The sequence below is a fragment of the Vibrio sp. YT-17 genome (assembly GCF_033337375.1).
In the GTDB taxonomy this organism is placed as follows: Bacteria; Pseudomonadota; Gammaproteobacteria; order Enterobacterales; family Vibrionaceae; genus Vibrio; species Vibrio alginolyticus.
In genome coordinates this window covers 82,778-107,146 of the sequence record NZ_JAWOQP010000013.1, presented here as the reverse complement: position 1 = coordinate 107,146, position 24,369 = coordinate 82,778, and the positions used below count along the sequence as shown (strand labels likewise).

At 44.8% G+C, this 24,369-nt stretch carries 29 protein-coding genes; 19 read left to right on the top strand and 10 right to left on the bottom strand.

Going from position 1 to position 24,369, the window contains the following annotated elements; genetic code table 11:
* The first annotated feature begins 476 nt into the window (after positions 1 to 476).
* The 19 genes from R7F67_RS14125 to R7F67_RS14035 all read left to right on the top strand — a co-directional run bounded on the left by R7F67_RS14125 (position 477) and on the right by R7F67_RS14035 (position 15,562).
* Positions 477 to 1,337 (top strand): AraC family transcriptional regulator, encoded by an 861-nt coding sequence (locus R7F67_RS14125; RefSeq protein WP_042523810.1) that lies wholly within the window; start codon positions 477 to 479, stop codon positions 1,335 to 1,337.
* Between the two features lie 148 nt (positions 1,338 to 1,485).
* Positions 1,486 to 2,466: a T3SS regulon anti-activator ExsD domain-containing protein gene (locus R7F67_RS14120; RefSeq protein ID WP_318057234.1), complete on the top strand. Its 981-nt coding sequence runs from the start codon at positions 1,486 to 1,488 to the stop codon at positions 2,464 to 2,466.
* Positions 2,467 to 2,478: 12 nt separating this feature from the next.
* On the top strand, positions 2,479 to 2,907 hold the full coding sequence (locus tag R7F67_RS14115; protein WP_017821346.1) for a YscB family type III secretion system chaperone: 429 nt from the start codon (positions 2,479 to 2,481) through the stop codon (positions 2,905 to 2,907).
* Positions 2,904 to 4,778 carry a type III secretion system outer membrane ring subunit SctC gene (sctC, locus tag R7F67_RS14110; RefSeq protein WP_025768114.1) on the top strand — a complete coding sequence of 625 codons (1,875 nt, stop codon included), beginning with the start codon at positions 2,904 to 2,906 and terminating at the stop codon, positions 4,776 to 4,778. Before R7F67_RS14115 ends, sctC begins: the two co-directional genes overlap by 4 nt.
* A gap of 5 nt (positions 4,779 to 4,783) precedes the next feature.
* Positions 4,784 to 6,085, top strand: coding sequence for a type III secretion system inner membrane ring subunit SctD (gene sctD / locus R7F67_RS14105; RefSeq protein WP_031781102.1), 1,302 nt, complete (start codon positions 4,784 to 4,786; stop codon positions 6,083 to 6,085).
* Entirely contained in the window at positions 6,072 to 6,275 is a 204-nt protein-coding gene (locus tag R7F67_RS14100; protein WP_017821343.1) for an EscE/YscE/SsaE family type III secretion system needle protein co-chaperone, read from the top strand. The genes sctD and R7F67_RS14100 overlap by 14 nt, the downstream gene beginning before the upstream one ends.
* 18 nt (positions 6,276 to 6,293) lie before the next feature.
* Entirely contained in the window at positions 6,294 to 6,542 is a 249-nt protein-coding gene (sctF, locus tag R7F67_RS14095) for a type III secretion system needle filament subunit SctF (protein WP_005377199.1), read from the top strand.
* A gap of 3 nt (positions 6,543 to 6,545) precedes the next feature.
* Positions 6,546 to 6,905, top strand: coding sequence for a YscG family type III secretion system chaperone (locus tag R7F67_RS14090; RefSeq protein WP_005377200.1), 360 nt, complete (start codon positions 6,546 to 6,548; stop codon positions 6,903 to 6,905).
* On the top strand, positions 6,902 to 7,537 hold the full coding sequence (locus tag R7F67_RS14085; protein WP_206959796.1) for a YopR family T3SS polymerization control protein: 636 nt from the start codon (positions 6,902 to 6,904) through the stop codon (positions 7,535 to 7,537). Before R7F67_RS14090 ends, R7F67_RS14085 begins: the two co-directional genes overlap by 4 nt.
* Before the next feature lie 8 nt (positions 7,538 to 7,545).
* Positions 7,546 to 7,890 (top strand): type III secretion system inner rod subunit SctI, encoded by a 345-nt coding sequence (sctI, locus tag R7F67_RS14080; RefSeq protein WP_005387149.1) that lies wholly within the window; start codon positions 7,546 to 7,548, stop codon positions 7,888 to 7,890.
* Complete coding sequence (gene sctJ / locus R7F67_RS14075) at positions 7,890 to 8,636, top strand: type III secretion system inner membrane ring lipoprotein SctJ (RefSeq protein ID WP_086012989.1); 747 nt, start codon at positions 7,890 to 7,892, stop codon at positions 8,634 to 8,636. Before sctI ends, sctJ begins: the two co-directional genes overlap by 1 nt.
* Entirely contained in the window at positions 8,629 to 9,294 is a 666-nt protein-coding gene (gene vscK, locus R7F67_RS14070; RefSeq protein WP_318057233.1) for a SctK family type III secretion system sorting platform protein VscK, read from the top strand. The genes sctJ and vscK overlap by 8 nt, the downstream gene beginning before the upstream one ends.
* On the top strand, positions 9,273 to 9,911 hold the full coding sequence (locus tag R7F67_RS14065) for an HrpE/YscL family type III secretion apparatus protein (protein WP_005387146.1): 639 nt from the start codon (positions 9,273 to 9,275) through the stop codon (positions 9,909 to 9,911). The genes vscK and R7F67_RS14065 overlap by 22 nt, the downstream gene beginning before the upstream one ends.
* Before the next feature lie 185 nt (positions 9,912 to 10,096).
* Positions 10,097 to 10,528 carry a type III secretion system chaperone gene (locus R7F67_RS14060; RefSeq protein WP_025768117.1) on the top strand — a complete coding sequence of 144 codons (432 nt, stop codon included), beginning with the start codon at positions 10,097 to 10,099 and terminating at the stop codon, positions 10,526 to 10,528.
* Between the two features lie 3 nt (positions 10,529 to 10,531).
* Positions 10,532 to 11,695 carry a VopS family T3SS effector adenosine monophosphate-protein transferase gene (locus tag R7F67_RS14055; protein ID WP_025768118.1) on the top strand — a complete coding sequence of 388 codons (1,164 nt, stop codon included), beginning with the start codon at positions 10,532 to 10,534 and terminating at the stop codon, positions 11,693 to 11,695.
* Between the two features lie 255 nt (positions 11,696 to 11,950).
* Positions 11,951 to 12,397 (top strand): type III secretion system chaperone, encoded by a 447-nt coding sequence (locus tag R7F67_RS14050; RefSeq protein WP_054576980.1) that lies wholly within the window; start codon positions 11,951 to 11,953, stop codon positions 12,395 to 12,397.
* A 10-nt stretch (positions 12,398 to 12,407) separates the two neighbouring features.
* Complete coding sequence (vopR, locus tag R7F67_RS14045) at positions 12,408 to 13,385, top strand: type III secretion system effector VopR (protein WP_054579503.1); 978 nt, start codon at positions 12,408 to 12,410, stop codon at positions 13,383 to 13,385.
* A gap of 230 nt (positions 13,386 to 13,615) precedes the next feature.
* Positions 13,616 to 14,074: a CesT family type III secretion system chaperone gene (locus tag R7F67_RS14040; protein ID WP_158156532.1), complete on the top strand. Its 459-nt coding sequence runs from the start codon at positions 13,616 to 13,618 to the stop codon at positions 14,072 to 14,074.
* 9 nt (positions 14,075 to 14,083) lie between these two features.
* Positions 14,084 to 15,562 (top strand): hypothetical protein, encoded by a 1,479-nt coding sequence (locus R7F67_RS14035; RefSeq protein WP_005387135.1) that lies wholly within the window; start codon positions 14,084 to 14,086, stop codon positions 15,560 to 15,562.
* An 89-nt stretch (positions 15,563 to 15,651) separates the two neighbouring features.
* Here the strand turns inward: R7F67_RS14035 and R7F67_RS14030 are convergent, their stop codons facing one another.
* The 10 genes from R7F67_RS14030 to vscN all read right to left on the bottom strand — a co-directional run bounded on the left by R7F67_RS14030 (position 15,652) and on the right by vscN (position 24,214).
* Complete coding sequence (locus R7F67_RS14030) at positions 15,652 to 16,548, bottom strand: DMT family transporter (RefSeq protein ID WP_318057232.1); 897 nt, start codon at positions 16,546 to 16,548, stop codon at positions 15,652 to 15,654.
* Between the two features lie 112 nt (positions 16,549 to 16,660).
* Positions 16,661 to 17,371, bottom strand: coding sequence for an AraC family transcriptional regulator (locus R7F67_RS14025; RefSeq protein WP_318057231.1), 711 nt, complete (start codon positions 17,369 to 17,371; stop codon positions 16,661 to 16,663).
* A gap of 102 nt (positions 17,372 to 17,473) precedes the next feature.
* Complete coding sequence (gene vscU / locus R7F67_RS14020; protein ID WP_042523790.1) at positions 17,474 to 18,523, bottom strand: SctU family type III secretion system export apparatus subunit VscU; 1,050 nt, start codon at positions 18,521 to 18,523, stop codon at positions 17,474 to 17,476.
* 15 nt (positions 18,524 to 18,538) lie between these two features.
* Positions 18,539 to 19,324, bottom strand: coding sequence for a type III secretion system export apparatus subunit SctT (sctT, locus tag R7F67_RS14015; protein WP_318057230.1), 786 nt, complete (start codon positions 19,322 to 19,324; stop codon positions 18,539 to 18,541).
* Positions 19,321 to 19,587: a SctS family type III secretion system export apparatus subunit VscS gene (gene vscS / locus R7F67_RS14010; protein ID WP_005377227.1), complete on the bottom strand. Its 267-nt coding sequence runs from the start codon at positions 19,585 to 19,587 to the stop codon at positions 19,321 to 19,323. Before vscS ends, sctT begins: the two co-directional genes overlap by 4 nt.
* A gap of 13 nt (positions 19,588 to 19,600) precedes the next feature.
* On the bottom strand, positions 19,601 to 20,251 hold the full coding sequence (gene vscR, locus R7F67_RS14005) for a SctR family type III secretion system export apparatus subunit VscR (protein ID WP_005377232.1): 651 nt from the start codon (positions 20,249 to 20,251) through the stop codon (positions 19,601 to 19,603).
* Complete coding sequence (gene vscQ, locus R7F67_RS14000) at positions 20,248 to 21,216, bottom strand: SctQ family type III secretion system cytoplasmic ring protein VscQ (RefSeq protein WP_025768125.1); 969 nt, start codon at positions 21,214 to 21,216, stop codon at positions 20,248 to 20,250. The genes vscR and vscQ overlap by 4 nt, the downstream gene beginning before the upstream one ends.
* Positions 21,213 to 22,424, bottom strand: a complete 1,212-nt coding sequence (locus R7F67_RS13995) for a type III secretion system needle length determinant (protein WP_318057229.1) — start codon at positions 22,422 to 22,424, stop codon at positions 21,213 to 21,215. The genes vscQ and R7F67_RS13995 overlap by 4 nt, the downstream gene beginning before the upstream one ends.
* 9 nt (positions 22,425 to 22,433) lie before the next feature.
* Positions 22,434 to 22,895, bottom strand: a complete 462-nt coding sequence (locus tag R7F67_RS13990) for a type III secretion protein (protein ID WP_005377236.1) — start codon at positions 22,893 to 22,895, stop codon at positions 22,434 to 22,436.
* Entirely contained in the window at positions 22,892 to 24,214 is a 1,323-nt protein-coding gene (gene vscN, locus R7F67_RS13985; protein WP_213916112.1) for a SctN family type III secretion system ATPase VscN, read from the bottom strand. Before vscN ends, R7F67_RS13990 begins: the two co-directional genes overlap by 4 nt.
* Between the last annotated feature and the right edge of the window lie 155 nt (positions 24,215 to 24,369).

Genomic DNA, 24,369 nt, shown 5'->3' with positions numbered 1-24,369 from the left:
TTTTAGACTCATACTTGTTGCAAAAACAGTATTTTTTATGATTATATCTCGCTCCTTGAACACGTTGGCTTGGCGTTTTAGGCTATAAAACATACATTTTTATGATTTTGGAAATTTAATTTTGTTCTCGAAACGATGCCGAAATCTATTTAATTGTATTCTAATGTATAACAAAACAACCAAACTTAAATAACGAAATGATATTTAAGTTTTGGCTAATGATAAACGCTATCTGATAAAAATAATAAAGACGGACAGCAGAAATTTACTAAGTCAAACCTTTACCTTTAGGTAAAGGTAATGCTTGGGTTATTTGCTAATTATTCGGGGGGTATGGTAAGTGATAGAACTTCTATGCTCTTTTCTTTGCTTCTTTAATTCATACAGCAGTACTTAGAAATAACAACAATCAAAGTAGTGCTTTGAAAGTTTCTCAACATTTGCACTGAGAAACTCAAAATAATGAAGGGTAGAAAATGGATGTGTCAGGCCAACTAAACTCAGAAAGGGTCGACTCGAGTTCACGAAAAATTCGTAGTTTTTCCTGCTATGAAAAATCTGACGAAGTATTTCACTCAGACCAGTCTCACATTGTTGTCGTTCACAATGGTCAGCTTCGAGTTCAAACAGGTGATTGCACAATCGATGTTGCTGCAGAAAATGGGGTATTTCTATCCCAAGGAGATTACTTGTTAGAGTACTCTCCGCTAGATGGGGCATACAAAGCGTCGATTATTGCTTACGACAGTGAACTCGTTAGTCAGTTGCTGCAAAAACACAGTGATCTCTTGATGATGCTGCCTAAGGTAGACAAAGTTTGTTCTGGTTTGTTTACTTTTGGTTTGAACATACTCGTTGAACAAGTGCTTTCTAGCATGCAGACGCTTGAGCAACAAGCGTACCCTGATGCCATTATGTGCCTAAAATACGAAGAACTACTCATTCTCTTGCTACACAGCAAAGGAGGAGAATCACTGTATGCGTTGCTGTCACAACAAACAAACCGTACGTCGGAACGGTTACGTCGATTTATGGAACAGCATTACTTAAAAGAATGGAAGTTGACAGACTACGCGCAGGAGTTTGGTGCCAGCTTAACCACTTTTAAAGAGCTTTTTAATGAGCACTATGGCATTTCTCCAAGAGCTTGGATCAGTGAGCGTCGACTACTGCATGCTCATAAACTGCTGTTGACGAGCAAGATGAGCATTGTAGATGTGGCGATGGAGGCAGGGTTTTCCAGCCAGTCTTACTTTACGCAGAGTTACCGTCGTCGTTTTGGAACGACCCCAAGCCGCGTACGTTCGGGAGACGATCAAGTGGCTATCGCGAAATGAAATGACTTGGGACTAAAATTTTCTGACTAATTTTGAAAGTCACTCACCAGTGTAAATTCTATTATGTATCGTGTAACAACGAACGATTAAAAATTATTACATCTCTTTCTTTCTGGATTGTTCGAAAGGGGTGCGGAGACGAACATAAATGAAAAAGCAGCATTGGCGACGCCGTTCGCTTTTTCCAGACAGCATAGTGACACAGCGGAAAGTGACTGTTTTACAAAGAGGAGCTCGTTATGAAAGCGCCTCGAAACCTACGCAGGATCTCAATGTTGTGCACGTCAATCACCGACAATTGTTGAGTGAAGGCGTCATAAATTATGAGCAGTTATCTTTACTTCAACGCTTGTTGGATAGAAATGTCGTCGATAGCCTGTGCGCTAGCCAGTTAGTAAAAACGTATCAAAAACTTGGTGCTTCGATAGACCGGTTTGCCATGCGTTTATTTTTGGAAATTGGATCGCAGCTCAGTGATAGCAGCACAATCACAACGTTCGAACAAAGGCTGGACTACATCAACTCTCGTCTGGGCTTTCGCTTTAATTTGGCTGTCCCAAAAACGTTGATGCTTTGTTTCCATTTATCACTCAACGAGTGGATTAACCGACAAGTCGATCAAAGTGCTCTTCATGCTTCGATTAAAGTTGAACAACTTATCAATCAACTCGATATTCAGAAGGAATATTGGTCGAAGCTATCAGGGGAAGACACCAGTGCCGTCTTTGTTCAACAGCAACTCGATCTCATTAAGAGCCAGCAGCATCAACTTAAAAAGCAACTTGGGACGTTAAGCGAACAACAGTTGCAAGTGATTGAATGTCATCGTTCGTTAATTGAGAAGTGGCAACTGTCTTTAGACGAGCTGAAAGGGTTCGCGGAGTACACCTCTACAACCGAACAATTTATTTCTGAGTGGAAAAATTGGTGTTCGGAAGTGCGACTTGAGGCCCCCGAGCTGAACGAAGTTTGGGATGCATGCGATGTGGTTTACAACGACCAAAATGCGGTTGCGAAATTATGGCAATGGTTCAAGAACATGCAAACTGTTGGTGATATCGATCACTACTATTTTGATACTCAAAGTGGTCAGTGCGGCCAGGCTTGCAATCACCTCAGCCAGATCTAAATAGGGCGTTAAATGTTAGATAAGATGATGAAATCTTTAGCGGAAGCGCTAAAGGTAGGGGATTTTATTGCCTCAGAAAATGGTTCTTACAACATCGAGGTTGACCAGTTATCACTGACCATCAAGCAACATGCGTCATGGATTTTATGGGAAGCGACGTTACCCTTCCAGTTTAAAGAGCATCTAGATTATCAACAAGAACAAGCGTTACAACGTTGCATGCAGCTCTCATTAAAAACCATTCGTGAGGATGGCGGCGTACTGACAACCAATGATGATCAGCAATTGATTTTGCAAAGTAAAGTAAGGGTTGAGGACTGTTCGGTGGAACGGTTCTCTGCTTTGCTTTCTAAGCACGTCAATCTATGCGAACGTTACATTGCATTACTGGAACAAGCACGCGTGAACCACACAATCAACCATACAGTGTGGTTACCATGATGCTAAAAATCTTTCCCAACATTAGGCGTGCTGCAACAAAGGCATTGTTATGCGCAGTGAGTGTTGTTCCTTTGGGATACGCGCAAGCAACAGACTTACACTGGCCCGAACAACCGTTCCGCTACTATGCAGATAACGACTCATTAAAAGAGTTGTTGAATAACTTCGGTGCAAATTATCGTGTCTCGGTTTCTGTTAGTGACAAAGTCAACGATCGAGTGAATGGGCGTTTTACCCCTGAAGATCCGGCGGAATTCCTCGATTACTTATCGCAAGTGTACAACTTGATGTGGTATTTCGATGGTGCCGTCTTACATGTCTATAAGGCGACAGAAACTCGCTCACGTTTACTTCAATTGGAATTACTTACGGCTAGAGAGCTACGCAGTACGTTAATTTCCACCGGCGTTTGGGATTCTCGTTATGGTTGGAGAGCTGCTGAGAGCAAAGGGTTAGTCTATCTTGCGGGTCCTCCACGTTATGTCGACTTAGTGGTACAAACGGCGGAGGCATTGGAAACGCGCTTGCTGCAGAAATCGAATTCAACCGACGAATTATTCGTTGAGATAATTCCTTTGAAGTACGCTTCTGCAACGGATAGAGAAATTGCATATCGAGATCAGACAATTACGGTCCCTGGCATCGCATCGGTGTTAAAACGGGTCGTGTCTGGTGTTCAAACTCAAGTGGCGAGTGCGTCTAGCAAAGAAGTTACCAGTCCAGATAAGCCTGTAAAAAGTAATAAAACCGCCTCAGTTCATGGTGGCGCAACAGTTGAAGCAGAGCCGGGCCTTAATGCGATTATCGTTCGTGATACTCAAGCACGATTACCGCTCTATCGTAAACTGGTCGCGCAATTAGACCAGCCGCAATCAAGAATTGAAGTCGCGCTATCGATTGTCGATATCAGTGCCAACGATTTAAGTCAGTTAGGCGTGGATTGGCGAGCGGGAGTGTCTGTCGGAAACAACCGCATTGTCGATATCAAAACAACAGGTGATGTGAATTCGGGGGATGTGACGCTCGGCAGTGGACAGAACTTTAAGTCCTTGCTTGATTCAACCAACCTAAATTACTTGCTGGCTCAAATTCGTTTATTGGAATCCAAAGGCAGTGCTCAAGTGGTTTCAAGACCAACATTGTTAACTCAGGAAAATGTCGAAGCGGTACTGAACAACAGCAGCACGTTTTACGTCAAGCTGGTTGGTAAAGAAACCGCAGCGCTGGAAGAGGTCACGTATGGCACGTTACTGAGAATTGTCCCACGTATCGTTGGTGATAGATTTGCTGCACGACCTGAAATTAACCTGAGCCTTCATCTCGAAGACGGTGCAAAGATCGCTGATGGTGGTGTCGATGATCTTCCTTCCGTTCGTAAAACTGAAATCAGCACCTTAGCGACGGTTAAACAAGGGCAAAGCTTACTTATCGGTGGTGTGTACCGAGATGAAGTGAGCCATCAGTTACGTAAAGTGCCATTGCTAGGAGACATCCCATATTTAGGCGCGCTGTTTAGAAGTAATACCAATACTAAGCGCCGCACAGTACGAATGTTTATTTTAGAACCTCGAATTGTTGTGGATGGTATTGGCGATAGTGTGTTGATTGGCAACGAATATGACTTGCGACCAAGTATCGGCAAGCTTAACAACATCTCCAACAATAGCGCTGAATTTAAATCGGTAGTGGAAGTATATAGCTGCACATCGAGGGTTCAAGCCGAGCGCTATCAACAAGACTTATTGTCACAGCAAAAGTCGTCTCAATTAACGCAGTGCCGATTACCAACAGGGCAAAAGGGTTGGCGGGTGAAAGTATTGGAATGTGATGACTCACAAAGTGAGTGTGTGCGCCCTTCAGAGGAGTCTTAACCGCGATGCAGCAATGGAAAATTCGTATTTTATCAGGCGTGCATACCGGAGTAGAAGTCACCTTGCCTGAAGGTGCTCTCGTGCTTGGCAGTGACGACTTTATTGCTGATCTTGTACTGTCTGATGCTGGGGTCGAAGCGAACCATTTCACCCTCGTTTGCCAGCAAGACTCGGTCATTTTACGAGGCTGCGAAGAGGCAAATATTAACAGTGAAGACATCGCTGTTGCAGGTGATGGTATCGAGTTGTCACGCCATGCTGTTGTCTCGGTCGGCGTTGTGAAGTTCGCTCTGGGATACGCGGAAGATGCGTTAATTGTGAGTAACGTCAGCGACGAATCTAGCCAACAGAATACACCTGTGGTTGCTGTGCAACGCTCTAGCTGGAAAAAAACAACGCTCATCGCTTTGCTTTGTAGTTTTGTCCCGAGTGTCATTTTTGCTGGTATGTGGTACAGCCAAGCTAACGGAAGCAACAATGAAATTGTTACAGAAGCAGAACCCATTGTTTTGGTACGTAACATCTTAGGCGAGCTCAAACTTAGCGACGTTCGTGTGGAATGGAATGCCGCCGCACGCCAAGCAGTCTTAGAGGGCTATGTTGAAGACCGAACACAGAAACTCGATCTGCTTGGTCGAATTGATGTATTGGGCATCAATTACAAAAGTGACTTAAGAACGATGGAAGAAATCCGTCGCGGGGTTCGATTTATTTTGCGCAACCTCGGCTATCACCAAGTGAAAGTCGAAAATGGCGATGAGACCGGCACACTGCTGCTGACGGGCTATATCGATGATGCAAGCCGCTGGAACCAAGTTGAACAAATCTTGGAGCGAGACGTGCCGGGTCTTATTGCGTGGAAGGTTGAACTGCAGCGAGCGGGTGCCTACATGGATACGCTAAAAGCGTTATTGACGGATGCGGAGTTACTGAAGAAAGTCCAGTTGGTCACCAGCGGTGATCGCATCGAAGTTCGTGGTGAGCTTGATGATATCGAAACGACTCGATTTTACGGTGTGACCCGAGACTTCCGGGAACAATATGGTGAGAAACCGTACTTAGTTTTGAAATCCATACCTAAGGTGAGTAAAGGCACCAACATCGATTTCCCGTTTCGTAGCGTTAACTTTGGCCAGGTTCCATATGTGATTCTGACCGATAACGTTCGCTATATGGTCGGTGCAAGAACGCCTCAGGGCTACCGAATATCCAGTGTTACACCTGCTGGTATTGAGTTGGTTAAAGGCGGGCGGGTGATAACAATAGAACTCGGATATGAAGGCGAGACGAACAATGACAAATCTTGAACAAATTTTAAATAACGACACAAACGGTGCGGAAGTGCACAAGATTAAGAGCAAGCTCTTAGAAGCACAAGCGGTGGTGAAACGTCAGTTGGATTTAGGGTGCTCACCACAGCAGTACCAATTGCTACTCAAACAGTATGAAGCTTACACAGCCGCCTATGCGGTCGTTGAATCATACGAAGCTAACTAAAAAATACGAGGAAGTCTTATGTCATTTTACGATGCTAGTAACAGTGTAAACCTTGATGATGTTAAAGCTAAGTTAGAACAACAAGCGAAAGATGCTAACACAGAAGTGACGGCAGCCATCAAGAACCTAGAAACCAATGCCGATGATCCATCAAAGCTTGCCGAGCTTCAGCACGCGATCAACAAATGGTCTGTTGTTTACAATATCAATGCGACCACGACTCGTGCGATTAAAGATGTGATGCAGTCGATTCTCCAGAAGGTGTAAAGCATGGAACGAGAAACGCGCCAACTGCTGGCTGAAATCGCGCTGATGGCAACAGGTATGCATCGTCATCAAGAAGCCAACACGATTGCAGATGGCCTTGAAGCAAGCTCAGGTTCTGAAGAGACCGTTGCGATGATTCGTGCAATGAGCCTCATGAATAAAGGCTTGTATGAAGAGGCTCATCAATTACTCGAACCACTTTGTAACGCCTATCCAGATCTGATCAGCTTAGCGGCTCTTGCTTCTGCCAAAGCCGGTTTACTGAGCAAAGCGGAAAGCTGGGTAGAACTTGCGTCACAAGGAAGCGAAGAAAGCCAAGCATTTGCTGCGAGCTTTTCTCAGGACATTAGGAATCTTGGATGATAATTGATTCGAGTAACCTAGGTCTTCAACACCAATCTTTGCGTCAGTCGGAGTCGCGTCATTATGAGCGGAGCGATGAAGACAAGATGAAAACGCTCATGGAGCGAAGTGACAAGCAAGAGCAAGTTTCACATGTTTCTCCAAAAGAGACGCTAGAGAAAACAGAAGCGAAACTGGCGGAGATTAAAGCGTGGTACGAATCATTAAAAGACGCAGAGGTTGTCAGTAAACAAAGTGTCTTATCATCGTTAAATGAAGCGTTTTCCGACCCTCAAGTTAAACGAGAGGCAATGTGGTACGCCTTTCATGAGGCGAAGAGTGAAAAAGGCAACGAGCAGCCACAATCTGATTTGTTAAAGGTGTTGAAGCAGGAGTTACTAGGGAATTTTTCGGGACAGCTTATTGCCGAACCACCTGCTGATAAAACAGCACTAAAAGCAATGCTAGCGCAGCATTTTCCACTGGGTGCCCAGAAAGAACAAGCCTTATGGCATTGCTGGGCAGAGTTGAAGTCGTTACCTGATATGGCATCAACACTGGACATGGTTCGTGATGAACTTAGCTTCATGATCCAAAAAAATGCGATGGTGAAAAACATCATGACTCACAGTCACAAGTTAGATTTATCTTAGGAGTACATATGATAAACACGCAGTACACCGAGGTGATGCAAACCAACATTGATAAGTTACAGGATGCGCAAGTCGAAGACGGTTTAAGCGAACGTTTTGAGCAAGCCATGTCGGTTCCCGAGGCAAGTAATGGCCTGGAGGGAGGTTTGCTAGAAAACATCAGCGAGTTGAAAAACACTATCGATAACGCGAAAAGTAACCTGCAAGACAACATGAAGATGGTGGGTGATGATCCGGCGCAATTACTGCAAATGCAGTGGGCGCTGACACGCATTACTTTTCAAGAAGAGCTGATCGCGAAAACCGTGGGTAAAACCACACAAAACGTAGAAACCTTATTGAAGGCACAATAGTGATGATGAATAAAATGAGAGCAGTTTTCATCATGCTCACGTTGTTTCTGGTAGGTTGTCAGACCGAGCTATACACCAACGTTACTCAGAAAGAGGGTAATGAGATGTTGTCGATCTTACTATCCGAAGGTGTCGTTGCAACAAAAGAACCTGACAAAGACAACACCGTCAAGTTAATGGTAGACAGTTCTCAAATCGCCTTCGCGGTAGATGCGCTAAAGCGAAAAGGTTATCCAAGAGAGCAGTTTTCTACACTGAAAGAGGTGTTTCCTAAAGACGATTTGATCTCGTCACCATTAGCAGAACGAGCCCGTTTGGTGTACGCGAAATCTCAAGAGCTCTCGTCAACCTTATCTCAGATTGATGGTGTGCTGGTGGCACGTGTTCATGTTGTTTTGGAAGATCAAGATCTGCGTCCAGGAGAGCGTCCAACTCCAGCTTCTGCCTCCGTATTTATTAAACACGCGGCAGATATTGCGCTTGATTCATATGTTCCGCAGATCAAATTATTAGTGAACAATAGCATTGAGGGGCTGAACTACGATCGAATCAGCGTAGTGATGGTACCCTCATCAGAGGTTCGAGTTGCTACTCAAAACAATCAATTTAAAAGCATTTTGTCGGTTCAGGTCACCAAAGAGACGGCGAATAATCTTATCGCCATTTTGGTGTTCTTGGTAGCGGCACTCATCGGCTCGAATATCGCTACTTTTACATGGTGTCGTAGGAACACGAAGCGTGGTTAAACCAGAAACACCACTCGCGCAGGTACAACACCAGTTTAACTATGCGCCTTGCCAGTACATCCATAGAAGTTGGATAGAGCAAAAGCAGCCTTGGTTACTAAATATCGAAGGCTGGAGAGATAACCCCATGTTCAACCAGTGGTGTATCAATGAGTGGGCGTTATCTCCCGTTCCTGAGACGGCTTTTAACAGACCTTGTCATAGTTTGGCGTTGCTCCCAGCGGATGCGTTGAACCAACTCGTATTGATGGTGGGCGGAGCTTTGCATTGCGTTGCGATGCGAAGCGTTGTTTTAAAACATCCTAAACAGGTTCTGAACAACGTATTTGGTTTGGAAGGCGCTCGGTTCTTAATTCAAAACGGGCCGATGCTGTTATCCAGCTGGCCGCAAGGCTGGCAGCGTTCGTTACCAGAACTATTGGATGAAAGGTCTGTTGAAGCAAGCATGAGGGCGCTAGGATATTTTTGGATGAGGTTTATTTTGATTAACTCACCAGAAGATGTTGTTCTTCGTTGGCAATTCAAATTAGAAAAGCAACTTAGCGAAAACGCGGAAACAGCTAACTGGTTGGAAGCGGATCAACGAGATCTGGCGTATCGACTCACAAAAAAAATCGCAAAACAGGTTATTCCTCAATGGTTTCATTTGTTGAAATAAAAACAGACAATTTGCAGCTGGCACCTGGCTTAAAGGTGCTGAAAGCGAAAGATTATGCCAGTTATCTGGATTCGCAACACTTAGTTGAAGCCGCGAACTCCAAAGCTGAGAGCATCATTGCTAATGCCCAACAAGCCTACGAAACCGAAAAACAACGTGGTTATCAAGATGGCCTTGCACAAGCCAAGATTGAAAATGCGCAAACGATGGTTGAAACCTTAGCACGTTGTAATGACTACTATCAGCAAGTCGAAGAAAAAATGACAGGTGTGGTGTTAGAAGCAGTACGTAAGATCATCGATACCTTCGATGATGTCGATACCACGGTGAGTGTAGTTCGAGAAGCGTTGCAACTGGTGAGTAACCAAAAGCAGGTCATTTTACATGTCCACCCAGAGCAGGTTGTTGAGGTGAGAGAAAAGGTGGCTGGAGTATTAAGTGATTTCCCTGAAGTCGGTTACGTTGACGTGGTAGCAGATGCGCGCTTGAAAAATGGAGGCTGCATTTTGGAAACAGAAGTTGGGATCATCGACGCTAGTATTGATGGACAGCTGCATGCATTAAAGCAAGCCATGGTGAAGCAGCTCAGCGAGCGTAAAATTACGATTCATGAATAAACCTCAAAAACTCAGCACTTGCTGAGTTTTTTCATTTTAATGCCTTTAAACAAAAAAAATCCGACCATTTCTAAAATATTCACTGCCATAAATCCTTAAGAATACACCTAAGAAAGCTGCTTAGTTGATAAGTGTTGTAACCAAGCAGCGCCTCTAAAACAACAAAAATAGGATTATTTAGTCGAATGGCTAATGGATTTATAACTTCTTTACTGACAGATTTTGCCAGCCGCTGCCAATTGGAGCCGTTGGTTTTTGATGAGGATGATTGTTGCCATCTACTCGTTGAGCAAAACACAGCAATCACAATTCGTGCACAAGAAGATCGTGTGACGCTTATCGGGCTGATTTCAGGTGATGAACCGAGTGCTGATATTTTGCATCAACATATGAAAGGTGCCTTAACGCAAGGCTCTCCAGCGGTATGCTGGGAGGAAGAGACCGGATATATCGGTTTCATACACCTGCCTCAGCAACTGCTAACTGCATCTTTTTTCGATGAGTCATTTGCGAATTTCATCGAGTGGTTAAAAAGTGCGAATACACAAGAAGTAACCAATAAAACAACCGAAGTACCGGAAACGAATACCACTCATTTTTCCACATTAAGGGTTTAAAACATGATCAGTTTTGGAAGTGTTAGCGCGTTGCAGGCCGCCATGCCGCAAGCTCGTAACGAGATACTTAACGAAGGTAAGCTGAGTATTGGTGGCAAAGAATACCAAATCAACGCAGCGACCCAAGAATTTACTCGCGCCAATCCTACGAATGGTGCAGTAGCGCGATTTTTTGAAGCGACAGGAAAACTGTTTCGCGAAGGTAGCCCACAATCGGTAGCGAAAGCCCTTACAAAAGCCGTATTTGATAATGAGCAAGGACAAGCTCAGCGTTTACAAGCTGCTTCTTCTGTTGAGCATGGACAAATGTTCTTCAAAGATGGAAGCATAAAAACCGCATCAGATGTCTTAAATGCCTTTGCGAAGTTAGACAGTAAATCAGTTCAGTCGAACTCTGCTGAGCTAAACCAGTTAGCAGAGCGAGCGATGACAGAGGCAATGTTAGAAACCGATTCTGGTAAAAACCTAACATCACTGATTGGCGAAAGTGCAGCGAAGTCGCTTGCTGGACGTGTAGTAAAAGACTACGGCGGTGGTGTATCTGCAGCGCAGAAAAACCCGGCAGGTAGCATTAATCAAATGCAAGCGGTGTTTGATATGGAGGTGATGCATCTTAAATCGGCGCAACGTCATATCGAAGGTCTAGCAAGCACCGATCTAAGCCAAGGTGTATACGCTGAAGGACTGGCAGAGGACGCGTTTAACAAAAGTGGCGTAACCAATAATGTTGAAAGAGCTGCGGCGTGGATCATTAATGCTTCTAACTCTAAAGGAAACGATGCCGAAAATATTACGTCTTTACTGAAAGAATACGCGTCTAATGGTAAAGATTTATTGAATATGGAAAACCTAAAAGAGCTACACGCTCGATTGGTGCCTAATGTTGAGCGTGATTACCGAGGGCCAAATATTTCGGGTGGTACTTTGCCTTCAAGTATTGGCGGTGAGGGCATGTTAAAGCAGCACATTGAAGGCTTTTTGAAAGAGAACCCTGTAGAAGATAAAGACTTAGGTAAACATTTGTTCGCCGGAGTTATCGGGTACCATGGCTTTACCGATGGAAATGGTCGCATGGGGCGCATGCTATACGCGATAGCAGAACTTCGTAACGACTCGTTCAATCCTTTAGCTATGGATGCAGAAAATAGCCTTCACGGTATTAAGTGATTTTTTACTTCTATTTAATTTTTGGAGCGGCGATTGCCGCTCTTTTATTTTCCAGCTTAACCTTAATTTTTCTTCTCAATAAAACGGCTAATAGCAATAAAAATGAGACGTTGAAATAAAGTGTCGGTTTCTATCTCGCCATAAAATCTCTTTTATCCTTATTCGCTTATTTAAATGAGCCGTTATACCCAAGTGGCTTCGCTGAAACAAATATATCGATGTCACTTAGTTATAATAAATTAGACAGGACACAACATGGATACAGGAAAGATTAATATGCTTCTCTCTGAGCTAGGAGAAGTGCTGAACCTTGAGCGCGTGACAGCGTATGACGATCAAATGTGGTCACTGCATTTTGCTGAAAACAACAGTGTCGATGTTCTGCTCGTAGAGGAAAAAGGCGAGTTATTGATTTCCAAAAACCTGCTTATAGAACAAGATGATATTACGCTAGATAAACTTCAAGTTTTACTTGAATACAACTTTTTGTATCGAGAAACAGGTGGTGTGCAGTTTTGTGTGAATCCAACACGCAAAGACGTTGTTCTTCAAGTCGCTATCGCGGCTGGAAGTGAACTCACCAACATTGCTAACTTAATCATTCAGTTGAATGAATTAGTTGATACTTGGGTACAGTTATTTCAAAACAACACGGTTGTAGATTTTAGTCAAACAGACGTACACGCATTTATTCAAGTTTAAGGCATCACACATGGTCAATATTAATACATCGCACATGCACTCGTTGAGTCAGTTAACGTCACATTTGGCGACACAAAATCAAGCTGACGACAAAGAGGTTCGAGCACACAACGGCAAAGATATTTTTGTTAAAGAGGGTGCACCAAAAAATAAAAGTATCAGCGCGCGTATTAGCCACCAGAATAAAGCGAAAGATATTGTAGTGAACCTGCTTACTAAGCAGGGTATTCCTAAAGATGTTGCGAAGCTCATGCTGAAAAATGTGTTGAACGGTGAAAACAAGTTAACGCTTGGGAGCCTGAAAAATCTTGAGAGATTGTCGTCTGGCCCTAGCTCAAATTGGCCAACGGCACAAACGGCAGCCTCTTCTTCCAAAACCAATAAAGCCTCATCGAGTGTCGCGCTTATCAACGAACATAAAGCCAACCTTCAAAAGCTTGGTGATTTTGCCTGTACGGACTTAAATACGTTCGGTGTTAAGGGGTCACAGTTTTATGAAACAAAAGGAAAGCCACGACTAAAAGAGCTTCACGCGGATCAAGCGCGAATCATGCAAGATCACAGAGCGACGATGTCCGCAAACGGAGTTCAAGCTGCAGCACAAAGAGGAACCGCACCGCAATTAAGCACTCTACAGAACATTGCTAAGGCAGTACAAACCGCGAAAGCCGGCTGCTGTACTACATTTGCCTTTGCTGCCGCCGCTGAGATGATTCAAGGCATGTCAGGAACACCTGAAAGTGAACCCAAAGTAGAAGTGGTTGCGTTTAAAAAGGGTCATTCAGGTACACACCTTTATGTACTGGTTGGTCGACAAGAGGGGAGCGACATAAAAGATCCATCAACGTGGAGTAAGGATGTGAAAATTGTTGACCCGTGGGCGACATCTGCATTCGGTGCACCAATGTTTGGAGATGCACAACGACCACCTGTTTCGAATATGTTCCCGCCAACAGAAGTCATTTTTGATAGCCATAAACTGGGTTAGTCACTCTGCAAAAGAAGTGAGCAAATACACCATGCTAAGCATCTAACCTTTATTGAAAGAGCAGCTCTGAGCTGCTCTTTTTTATTACTCTGGCAACTCGATTTTAGAGCGAGATTTCTGCGGAAAGCCTCACAATGAAGGCGAAAAAGTGACAAAAATAAAGCCATTACCGACATCGTTCAATCTGCAATCGTTGTTCAATAGAGTTATTGAAACAAAAGGAAAAAGTTATGAACACGATTCAACAACTGCTCTTGGAGTTTTGCCAACTCAATGAGTTGCCCGAACTGAATTTTGAAGAAAATGAACGTTGTCAGCTACTGGTCGATGATCGCTACATGTTGTATTTCATCGCGACAGATACGGATGATTTGATGTTGTCTGTAACGTTCGGAGGGTTAGAAAAATCCGGTGAACAACGACTAAAAGGTTTAGAGCTTCTTGCTCATGCTAACTATCAAGGAATTGGTAGTGGCAGCCTCGCACTTGCTTTAGCTCCAAATGGTCGACAGCTTGTCTTAGCAGGACGTAAACCCTTTGAGCATCTAAATACGACGAACCTTACCGCTTGGTTTCACGAAGTTATTGAACAGGCCGAGCTGTGGCAAGCGCGTTTCGCAATGTTGGATCAAGCGATTCCAACCACCTCTAATCATGAACAAGCTCATGTTCAATCACTTCGTGTGTAGGAGAGAAAAATGGTTAATACAACACAAAAAATCAGCCAAAGCCCAGTACCTGATCTAGAGCAGTTTCGTGCAGTTGCTGCGCAAAAAGATGACCGAGTGATCAGTAAAAGAGGTGAAGTAAAAGAACCTTCCACATTCCACAAAGGTCACAAGTTTGCTTCTATTCACGAAGGCGTATTGAGAAGCAAATACACTAAGTTTTTCCAAGAAAACATCAAAACTCACCTTGATTTAAAGCAGGCGCTACTTAAGCAAGAAAAACCTGAGGTTGCGCTGTTGGCTTACTCCCTAGTGAGTCCTTCAGGCTATCGCGGTGAGCCACTTACTGAGCGTAAAATCTTAGAAGTTGTCAGCCTATTGGATGAAATAAAAGTGAGCAGCGATACGTACCAGCAGCTTAAAAATACGTTTGATGCGATCAGCAAAGATCCGCGTATGCAGGTGAGCTTAGAAGCCCAGTATCCGGGAAAAATGGATGGCTTTGCTGCTGAACTGCTGCAGATGGGCAAAGAAAAGCTAAAAGGTTCTGGTGTTAACGCCGTTATTAACTTGGCATTACCTGGCGTTGGCTTATTGATTTCTACAGGTCGAGAGTTGCACAAAGCGGCCGTAAATGGTGATGCTGAGGCTTACCATCATCAGTTAGAACAAATTTCACAGTTGCCAGGGCGAGATCAACGTCTTTCTATGCCGATGCAGCAAACCTTGGCTCAAGGTCATGCGATACTGTCGGCTGAAGGTGGCATTGGAGCTACGTTAGGTATGGCGACGGGGAGCCTGGGCACGTTCGGTGTTAGCTCTGTAGCAACGGTGGGCGTCACACCGATAGCAAAAGAGGCAATCGGTTCTGCGGCAACGACTGCTATCATGAGTGGCGGTGGCTTTGTGGCGAACCAAGCTGGGGCATACGGGCTAAATACGGAAGTAAAAGAGCAACTTATGCAAGGCGAAATGTCTGGTGTTTTACCTAGACTTGAAGTTTCCAATGCAAAAGGAGACTTTACCTTCAGTATGCAAGATCCGGCTTCTGTCCGCGCATTAATGGCGTACCTTGGCCCTAAGGAGAATACTGCAATGACTTCTCCTCAAGCGCCTAAAGAGGCACAAGAGATGGAAGCCGCTCGATTAACACTGAAAAAGATGTTGGGTTCAGAGCCAAGTGAGCACTTGGTTCCTGACGTAGACTCTATCTTGAAGCTAAGCCCAGAGGATGCACCAAGTAAAACCGAGTCTATTGCTAACGGGGCGTTTAAAAAACTGTTAGGAGAAGATTGGGATTGGCTCATGCCAGCTGTTCGAGCGATTGATAAAGGGGAAGCAAGTAAAATCAACGAAAAGCTCACCTACAAGCTCCCCCTAGATGCAGCAAACGGACGGGTTTATCTTGATAAATGCCCAAACCTGAGTGACGTCCAATTAGATGCGCTAGAAAAACTAGGCTCACCAAGTCAATTGCGATTGATGTACTTGGCAGAAGGCTGGGTGTAATTTCAAATGGTAAAGTAGGGAGTAGGTGCTGCTCCTTACTTTATCTACCGTCAGCGTTACTTTTTGGGGCTGGCTCATCGCCATTGAATTTAATTTTTCGACTGAAGAAACAAACACACAAGTGTCAACGTTATACCAACCCAACCAATGAGAGAAATTTCTTCCCCAACAATCGCAACTGCTAGTGCTGCTGCGATAACAGGTTCAAATAGCGTGAGTATACTAGCTCCACTGGCTGTAACAAACCGTAGCCCAAACCCAAAAGCGATGTAACCTAACCCCATTGGAATCAAGGCCATGTAGAGCATGACCGTCGTATTAGTTGACGATGCAAATAGATTATCACCCGTGATAAAAAGTGTTGGTAGAAGCAAAACTCCACCAATACCAAAAACACTTCCCATGGCCGTTTGCGATTCAATGCCGTGGTCAATCATAGCCTTTACTCCCCATGAGTAAATGGCGTACGTCAAACCTGCCAATAGGCCAAGTAATACACCCCAATGCTTCATATCCTGATCAAATAAGCTATTTGCGGATGACTCAGAAGCCAGCAACAAGGTAATGCCAATGACCCCGATTGCGAAACTCATCATCCAGCGCTTGGTTATGGTCTGATTTCGGCTAAAGAGACACTCTAACAAAGCAGAAAAGAAAGGTGCAGTGGAGATAGAAACAACCGTACCAATAGCCACACCGGCGAATCGCATTGATGAATAAAAAGCCAGTGGGTAGGTGGCTGAGGCGATAATACTAATCAGTAACGTTTTCTTCTTATGTACGACTTTTCGAAAATCTCTCTTCAGTGACTTCGCAGATAGACATGCTTGCATAAAACCACCAATACCCATAGAAAATGCGCCAATGGCGAGAGCACTGACATCCGGTGCCAAGCTAGCAGCGGTGCCCGTCGTCCCCCACAGGGTTGAAGCAAAAAGTATGGATAAAGTTCCTAATTGATAGTCGGTGAAATGTTTTTTTAACACTGTAGTTTCTACCTAGTGAATGGCTGTTTTAGGGTAGTAAGAATAAAAGAAAGCGATAGAGAGTTTTGTGCTGAAAAGACGGAATACTTGTTCCAGAAGACTATTTTAGTGACTATCGGGAAAACTCTCTAGGAGACATACCAAAATGCATTGAAAACCGTCGACTAAACGCGGAAAGGTCACTATAGCCAACTCGTTCAGCTATCAACTGAACTGGAAGGTCTGTATGAGTCAGTAGTGCTTTGGCTTTTTCCATACGTTGTAGTGTAATGTACTTATGGACGCTTACTTTTAATTGCTCTTTAAAAAGCTTTTTAAACTGCGTCGGACTCAAGCAAGCGGCATTCGCTAATGAGGCAATGGTGAGTGGCTGATCAAGCTGCTCGGCGATCACAACCTGTACATCTCGAATACGCGAATCTACGGAGCGAGACCGCTTTTGCTGCTCTAGCAACAGATAGAAGGTTGCAACCATTGAGTTTTCAATTTCATCATTAACCTGATACTCAAGTTGCTTTTCGACAAATTGGATAAAGCTCAGTAGAGGCGGGCTAATCGAAAACACAGCCACACTACTATCCATCAAATGAGTGGGCAAAGTGGTCATATCCGCAACAATAAAGCGTGATAACTCTTCGGCATTAAAACCGTGAGCACAACTTTTGGGGATGACTATGCAGTCGCCAACCGCCACCTTTCCGACATAACTATCCATATCAATATGTATGTTGCCCTGGAGAGGAAGCACCAGTTGATGATAATCACTATGAGTATGTCGGCTCATACGTTTCGTGTAGGAGCGAATGCTTAAGCTAGATTTCATAAAAACAACATACAGTTAAAGGATACCGCATTATAGCGTTGAAAGTATCGAGGTTGAAAGCTGGGCAGTTGTAAGCCCAGATCTTGAATGGGATGTGGTTTGTCAGTCCGCCTCGGACTCTAACGAGGCCAACCAACGAAGCACTTCCGCAGTTGCTTCAATAAGATCGCTTGGGATGTACTGGTCGACGTTGCCGTCGGCGTATAGTGCACGAGCAAGAGGGACTTTTTGCATCACAGGAACGCCTTCTTCTTTAGCGATTGCGACCATACGTTTGGCTACCGCCTCGGTTTCCATCAAAGTGATGACGGGCAGGGGCGTTTCGCCTTTCTTGTAATAAAGGCCAACCGCGATATGTGTTGGGTTTGTAACTAATACATTAGAACGTTTAACGTTTTCGCGCTGATTGGAGGCTTGTAGCTCTTGGTGCAACTGACGACGTTTGCTTTTTATTTCTGGACTGCCTTCCATCTCTTTGTATTCGCGCTTCACTTCGTCCTTGCTCATTTTGAGCTTTTTCGTGTGATCAAATTTCTGGTACGCAAAATCTGCGGCAGCGATGACGATGAAGCCTACCGAAGAGATAATCATTAATTGTTTAATCATGACGCCAGTAATGGTCGGGACACATTCTAGCCCACAAGTTGGAATTTGCATTAAAGCGTTGATGTTACCGCGTAATGTCACCCAGATAATGCAGGAAAGAAGAGAGACTTTAAGGATCGACTTGATAAACTCAATCACACTCTTAAGGGAAAAAATGCGTTTGGCCCCTTCGACGGGATTGATCTTTTTGATGTCGGGTTTAACGGATTCACCACTAAATAGGAAGCCGAACTGCCCCATATTGGAAAAGATGGCGACGAGTGCAGCAACCAGAATAATCGGGGCGAGTAGATAGGCAATTTCTTTTGCGATGGCAATAGCGACATCGACTAGCGCATCTTGGAAACCCTGATAAGCAAGCTTACTTGGTAGTAGAATAAGCGCTGAGATGTGCGACATGTAATAATCGGCGAACGCAAACAGTACAATTATGAGCGCCAAAATTAATGCAGACGATACGATTTCTTGGCTTTTGGCAACCTGACCTTTCTGTCGAGCATCGCGTAACTTTTTTGCGGTGGGTTGCTCTGTTTTTTCTGCACTCATAAAGAATCCTAAGCGTTATTGCCAAATGGTATTGAGTTGTTCTGCGAATCGGGTAATGCCGTAAAACTGTACTTCAAAGTGATCCATCATTATTCCGAGATACACGATCAGTAAAACACTCGCGATGGCACTTTTTATTGGCATGGCAAGGAAAAAAACATTCAATTGCGGTGCAAAACGACTGATAAGCGCCAGACCAAACTCAGCAAGAAACATTGCCAACACTAATGGAGCGGACATCAACACACCAAGCCACATAAGCTGTTCAAATTGCGCGTAGAAGAAGCTCACCCATGCGTCGCTAACGGTTGGGAAAAAGTCCATGATCGGCCAAGATGTATAGCTTTTGAATAACGCATAGATAAAAGTGACAAAGCCCCCGCCAGAGAAGAACAGGGTAATCAACGTTTGGGTCAGTAATACCGCTGTTGGTGTGGATTGTGAGCCTAGCGTTGGGTTAAACATACTTGCCATGGCAGCCCCACGTTGGTTGTCGACCAGAAAACCGGCCGCTTCTATCGCCCAAAAAGGGATAGCAGCAACAAACCCTATCAATAGCCCAATTAATACCTCCTTACCCAAAATCACTATCAGCAAAATGCCGTCGGTTTCTGCAGGCAAGCTTTGCTGATTAATCATCGGAAATATAAACAGCGCGAGTGAGCAAAGTACACCATTTCTCACCATGGTGCCGCCTAGCATTTGCTTGCTCAAAATAGGCAAAAAGATGAAGCATGCCATTAACCGAGGTAACGTCAGGCTGTACAAAAATAAAGCCTGGTGTAAGTCGTGATAACTCATCGTATTTGAGGAATTTTATCCATAGCAAGCGAGGCGAAGGCGTGGAGCTCTGCCCCTAGCCATTGCGTTGTGACGAACAGCGTAATAATGACCGCGATAAGCTTGACCACAAAGCCTAACGTTTGTTCTTGGACCTGAGTTAACGCCTGAATAAGCGACACCAATGTACCAACCAATGCTGCGACTAAAATCGGCGGTAATGACAAGTACAACACTAGGGTTAATGCTTGAGTCGTGAAATGAATGATTTCAGCAGAATGCATACTTTCTCCGTGATTAACCGTAACTCAACACTAAGCCGTGGGTGAGCTTTGTCCAGCCGTCAAGCAAGACAAAAAGCAACAATTTGAAGGGGAGGGAAATCGTCATTGGCGATACCATCATCATCCCCATCGCGAGTAGGATATTCGACACAATTAGGTCAATAGCGATGAACGGTAAGTACAACAGAAAGCCAATTTCAAAAGCGCGAGTAAGCTCGCTGACGGTAAATGCGGGCAGTAAGAGCAATAAGCTGTCCGACTCTAAACGGTCTACGTACTTCTGCGGCCACAATGTGCGTGCAGCATCAGTGAAGAATATGGCTTCGGTTTCCCGAATATGCTTTTTCAAAAATTCTCGATAAGGCTGTAAACCGCTTTCAATGAGGCCTTCTACACTTGCAGAATCTTCAAGGGAGATATCATGCTGCTTTACGTAGTCGTAGGTTTCAAACCCGACGGGAGCCATGATGAAAATTGACAGAATGATAGCCAATCCGTAAAGCGCCATATTCGGCGGAATTTGCTGTACACCGAGAGCGTTACGCAGCAGTGAGAATACAACGGCGAGTTTCACAAACGACGTCGCCATCATAGCGATAAATGGGATCAGTGCCAGCAGTGCTAAGCTGACAATGAGATTGAGCTCGTCGGGTAACTGGATCATGCTGGCTCCTGCGTGCCACCGAACAGCTCCAGTACGCGCACACCTAAATGTTCGTTAACATTAACCAGTTCACACTCACCAATGATTTTGCCGTTGGCACGCAATGTTACCGGCTTAGATACAGGCTGGTTTAGCTCGAATACGTACCCTGGCTGAAGCTGGTTAAGCTGCTCTAGCGTGATGGTTTGATGGCCGATATCAAACGTGAGTTCCACAGGCAGTTGCTGGTGGTCGGTTAACATTTCTGAAGTGTTTACGTCATTCATATTGGTTTCTTTTTCAATAATGTGAAGAGTTTGGTCATCTAGCTGGCAGCGCCAGAGATTCTGGTTAGATACTTGAAAAATGGCTTGTTGCTTGGCGATGTAACCATCGTCAAAAAAGATGACATCTCCCAGCTCGAGCGAATTAAATTCGCTTAACGTCAAATGGGTCCTTCCAAGACTTAACCACACAGGTAAAGCGAGGTGTCGAGCTTGTAGAGCAGCGCTGTTTGGTAGCGCATCCAACAACACGTCTGATCCTTCGCTAACCCACAAACAAAGAGAGCCGTTAGGCTTATTGAGCGTTAACATTAAAGTATGCTCTTGGGCCTGGCTCGCCTCTAACGGCTGTAGTTGACTAAGAATGGGTAACTGACCAAATAGCGCTTTGATTGCCTCACTATGCGGTTCTATCTGTGAGCTCAAAAGTGCTAACTGGAGGGAGTTAGGCAGGGACTCAAACGCAGTAGCATTTAAGGTCGATTTCAGCCAATGTTGGAGCTGCGCACGAGAAAAGTCTACTTGTAGGGTTTGCCCTCCAATCAACGTGGTTAAACGGAACCCTTCAAATGAAGGGATTTGAGCAACAGTAATCGATACGCTCTGACCATCAGTCCCTTGGAAGTGGCACTGTTTTGCACAAAGTTGATTGCTGAGCGCGATACTTTCTGCATCCACTTTGGGTATTATTAACGGTGTCATAGGTCATTCTCCGCTTGCCATTCTTCATACACGCTGCGTTGTTGGCGTGAGTGTTGTTGTTCATGTTGTTGTTGATCGAGCTGTTGAGTTTGTTCGCTGATCGCTAAGCGAAGTGGCTGCTCACCACCGAATCGGTTTAGCCGTTCAGCAAGATCTTGTCTAGCTTGCTGGCTAATAATGGAAAGGGCATGCTCTTGTCGAATCGTCACGCTATACCCTTGAGCGTCCAACTTGATGTGGATTTCGCCACCTTTTAATTGTCCTTCACTTAGAAACAGCCGAACCTCTTTGTTGTCCGATGCGGTTGGCAGAGCAACATAGATTTTATCCACCAATTGCTGGAGTAATTGGTTTACGTCTCGCGTTGGGCTTGGTTGAGCCTGCGAAGCAACACTTTTTAGGATGACATCGCCTTGTGTTACCGCACTTGCAAGGGGTTGAGAAGGCACTTTTTCTTCATCCGTTTTAACGGCGACTAGTGCGCTTTTCGTCACGATTTTTTCAAGAGGCTTGGTTTCAGGCAGGCCACCAGTTTGGTCTGATCGTTTGCCTGTATTCTGTAGCGGCGGAGTTGCACGCTTATTGTGCGCTGTTTCAGTTTGCTTTTTCGTTAAGCCAACAATGTTAATCCCATCTTGAGCGAGCTCTGTCGCTGTCGCACTTTGGGGGAGCAAGCCAGATTCAAGCGTAGAGAGACAATCCGGCGAGGTATGTTTATCCATCGGCGTCGGTTTATCATCTTTCAAATGAGCTTGAGCTTGAAAGTGAGGATCAACACGCTCGGTAGAAGGGGAGCTTAGAACTGTGTCGCCATCGCTTTTTCCATCATTTTTAAGCAATTTATTGTTTTCGCTAATTATTTCTTCGCTATTTGCTGCGTCGTCTTGCGGTTTCTCTATATCTCTCTTAGTGACGACGTCACTTTTACCTTTTAAAGTGGAGGTGTTTTTGTCAGCGTTGGCTTCTTGGTTCGATGAGTTAGGTTTCTTATCTAGACCTTGAGATGTCTTATGCCTTAGCGGTATGTCTTCTTCGCCAGTATGATTTTTTTGGGGATTCGCAACGATAGACTCCTTTCCCTTGCTAGGCTTCTTCGTCATTGCATACTCGAATTGTGATTGAAGCTCGGCCTCCTTCTCGAGAGGCACTTGTTCCGGCGTTGATTTGTGCAGCGTATTCGATGTTTCAGTTGTTGGGGTAATGCGCATAGTGAACCTTTAGATAATGTCGACAGTGCGAAACTCTTCCTGTTCGAGTTCTTCTTGGTATTGCCTTTCTCGCGATTTTTCCGCGACTTCTTGTTGCTGCAACTGAACGAATTTTTCTTTGGTTTTATGGGCTTGTCGCGCCTCTTTTTGCTTTTCTTTAAGTGCCGAGCGTTCGATTTCAAGCGCTTTTTTTGACTCGGCCACACGTTGTTTAAGTTCGGCTTCTCTCTCTCTTAACAACGCGATTTCTTGTCTTAATGTTTCCAGCTCTTTAAGAACGAGCGTTTGTTGTTTTGCTTTAGCAAAACGTCGCTCTTCTTCTTCCTGGCGCCAAACGTGATAGTCCGCGACAGAACGTTCGGCCTTTTGAACCTGTGCTGCGGCGTTTGACACTCGGTATTCTTGACGCTTGACGGCTTTATCCGCACGGTCAGCGCGAATTTTTTTGATTTCTAATAAGCGTTCTATCATTGTTTCGCCATCCCTTTAAGTTGAGCGATAGCGCCATCAAGATCGCTTGGTTCATGAGTGCCTTGGCGTAAAAAGGCGCGTATATCATCACTTTGTGCAATGGCCATATCCGCTCGGCTATCTGCGCCATGTTGGTATTCGCCAATTTTGATTAGCAGTTCAACTTCTTCATACTTAGCTAACATTTCGCGAATATGAGCAGCAGACACCTGATGATCGGATTCAACGATTTGATTCATCACTCGGCTTGCTGACCGAAGTACATCAATGGCGGGGTAATGGTTCATTGCCGCAAGTTTGCGCGAGAGAATGATGTGCCCGTCTAAAATTGAGCGAGTTTCATCCGCGACAGGCTCCGTCATGTCGTCACCTTCCACCAACACGGTGTACAGTGCTGTAATTGATCCTTTGTCTGATTGTCCAGCTCGTTCCATCAGCTTTGGCAAAGCGGCAAAAACAGAAGGTGGATAGCCACGTCGTGTTGGTGGCTCGCCTGCGGCTAGTCCAATCTCCCTCTGTGCGCGGGCGAAACGCGTCACCGAATCCATCAGCAGTAGCACGCGTTTACCTTGGTCACGAAAATATTCTGCGATAGAAGTGGCAACAAAGGCGGCTTTGGCGCGCTCCATTGCTGGGCGATCAGAGGTAGCGACCACTAAAACCGATTTGGCCATACCTTCTTCGCCTAGGTCATGCTCAATAAACTCGCGCACTTCGCGTCCACGTTCACCAATCAAAGCGAGAACGGTCACGTCAACTTCTGCGGAGCGAATCAGTTTTGCCAGTAGGGTACTTTTACCCCCGCCAGCCGCTGCAAAAATACCCATGCGCTGACCTTCACCACAGGTCAGTAGCCCATCAATGGATCGAACGCCAAGAGAGATTGGCTTTTCAATCAGTTTACGTTGCATTGGTGGTGGCGCATCGCGATAAACAGGATACCAAGCACTTGGTTCCTGACTTTGCGTACCATCGAAAGGACGCCCAAGCCCGTCAAGCGTTGTACCTAACAGGTGGTCGCCAACACCCACTTCGTGCATTTTGCCCATTGGGCTTACTTCTGTATTTGAGGAAATCCCAAACATATTTCCTAACGGGGTGAGCAAAGCGTGATGCTGCTGGAAGCCAACCACTTCCGCTAACAAAGACAGAGTTTGATCGGGATTACGCAACTCACACAGTTCACCTACACGAACGCCAGGGACGACAGCTTTGATAATGGTGCCGGTGACTTGTGTAACGCGCCCGCGAATTTGGATCAAACGCGTTTGTTTAATCGCAGATTGTTGGATATCAGTGATGTATGAGAAATCGTTCAAGGTAAAAATATGCGCAATGATTGATGCTGAGAGGATAGAAAGTATAAGAATCAATTTATAGTGAATATCAGTCGGGAGTTTTTAGAAAACTGAAAGCGCACTAAAAAAACACGTCTGATTTTGACAGCTTCAACAAAGCGCACTTCCTATAATTC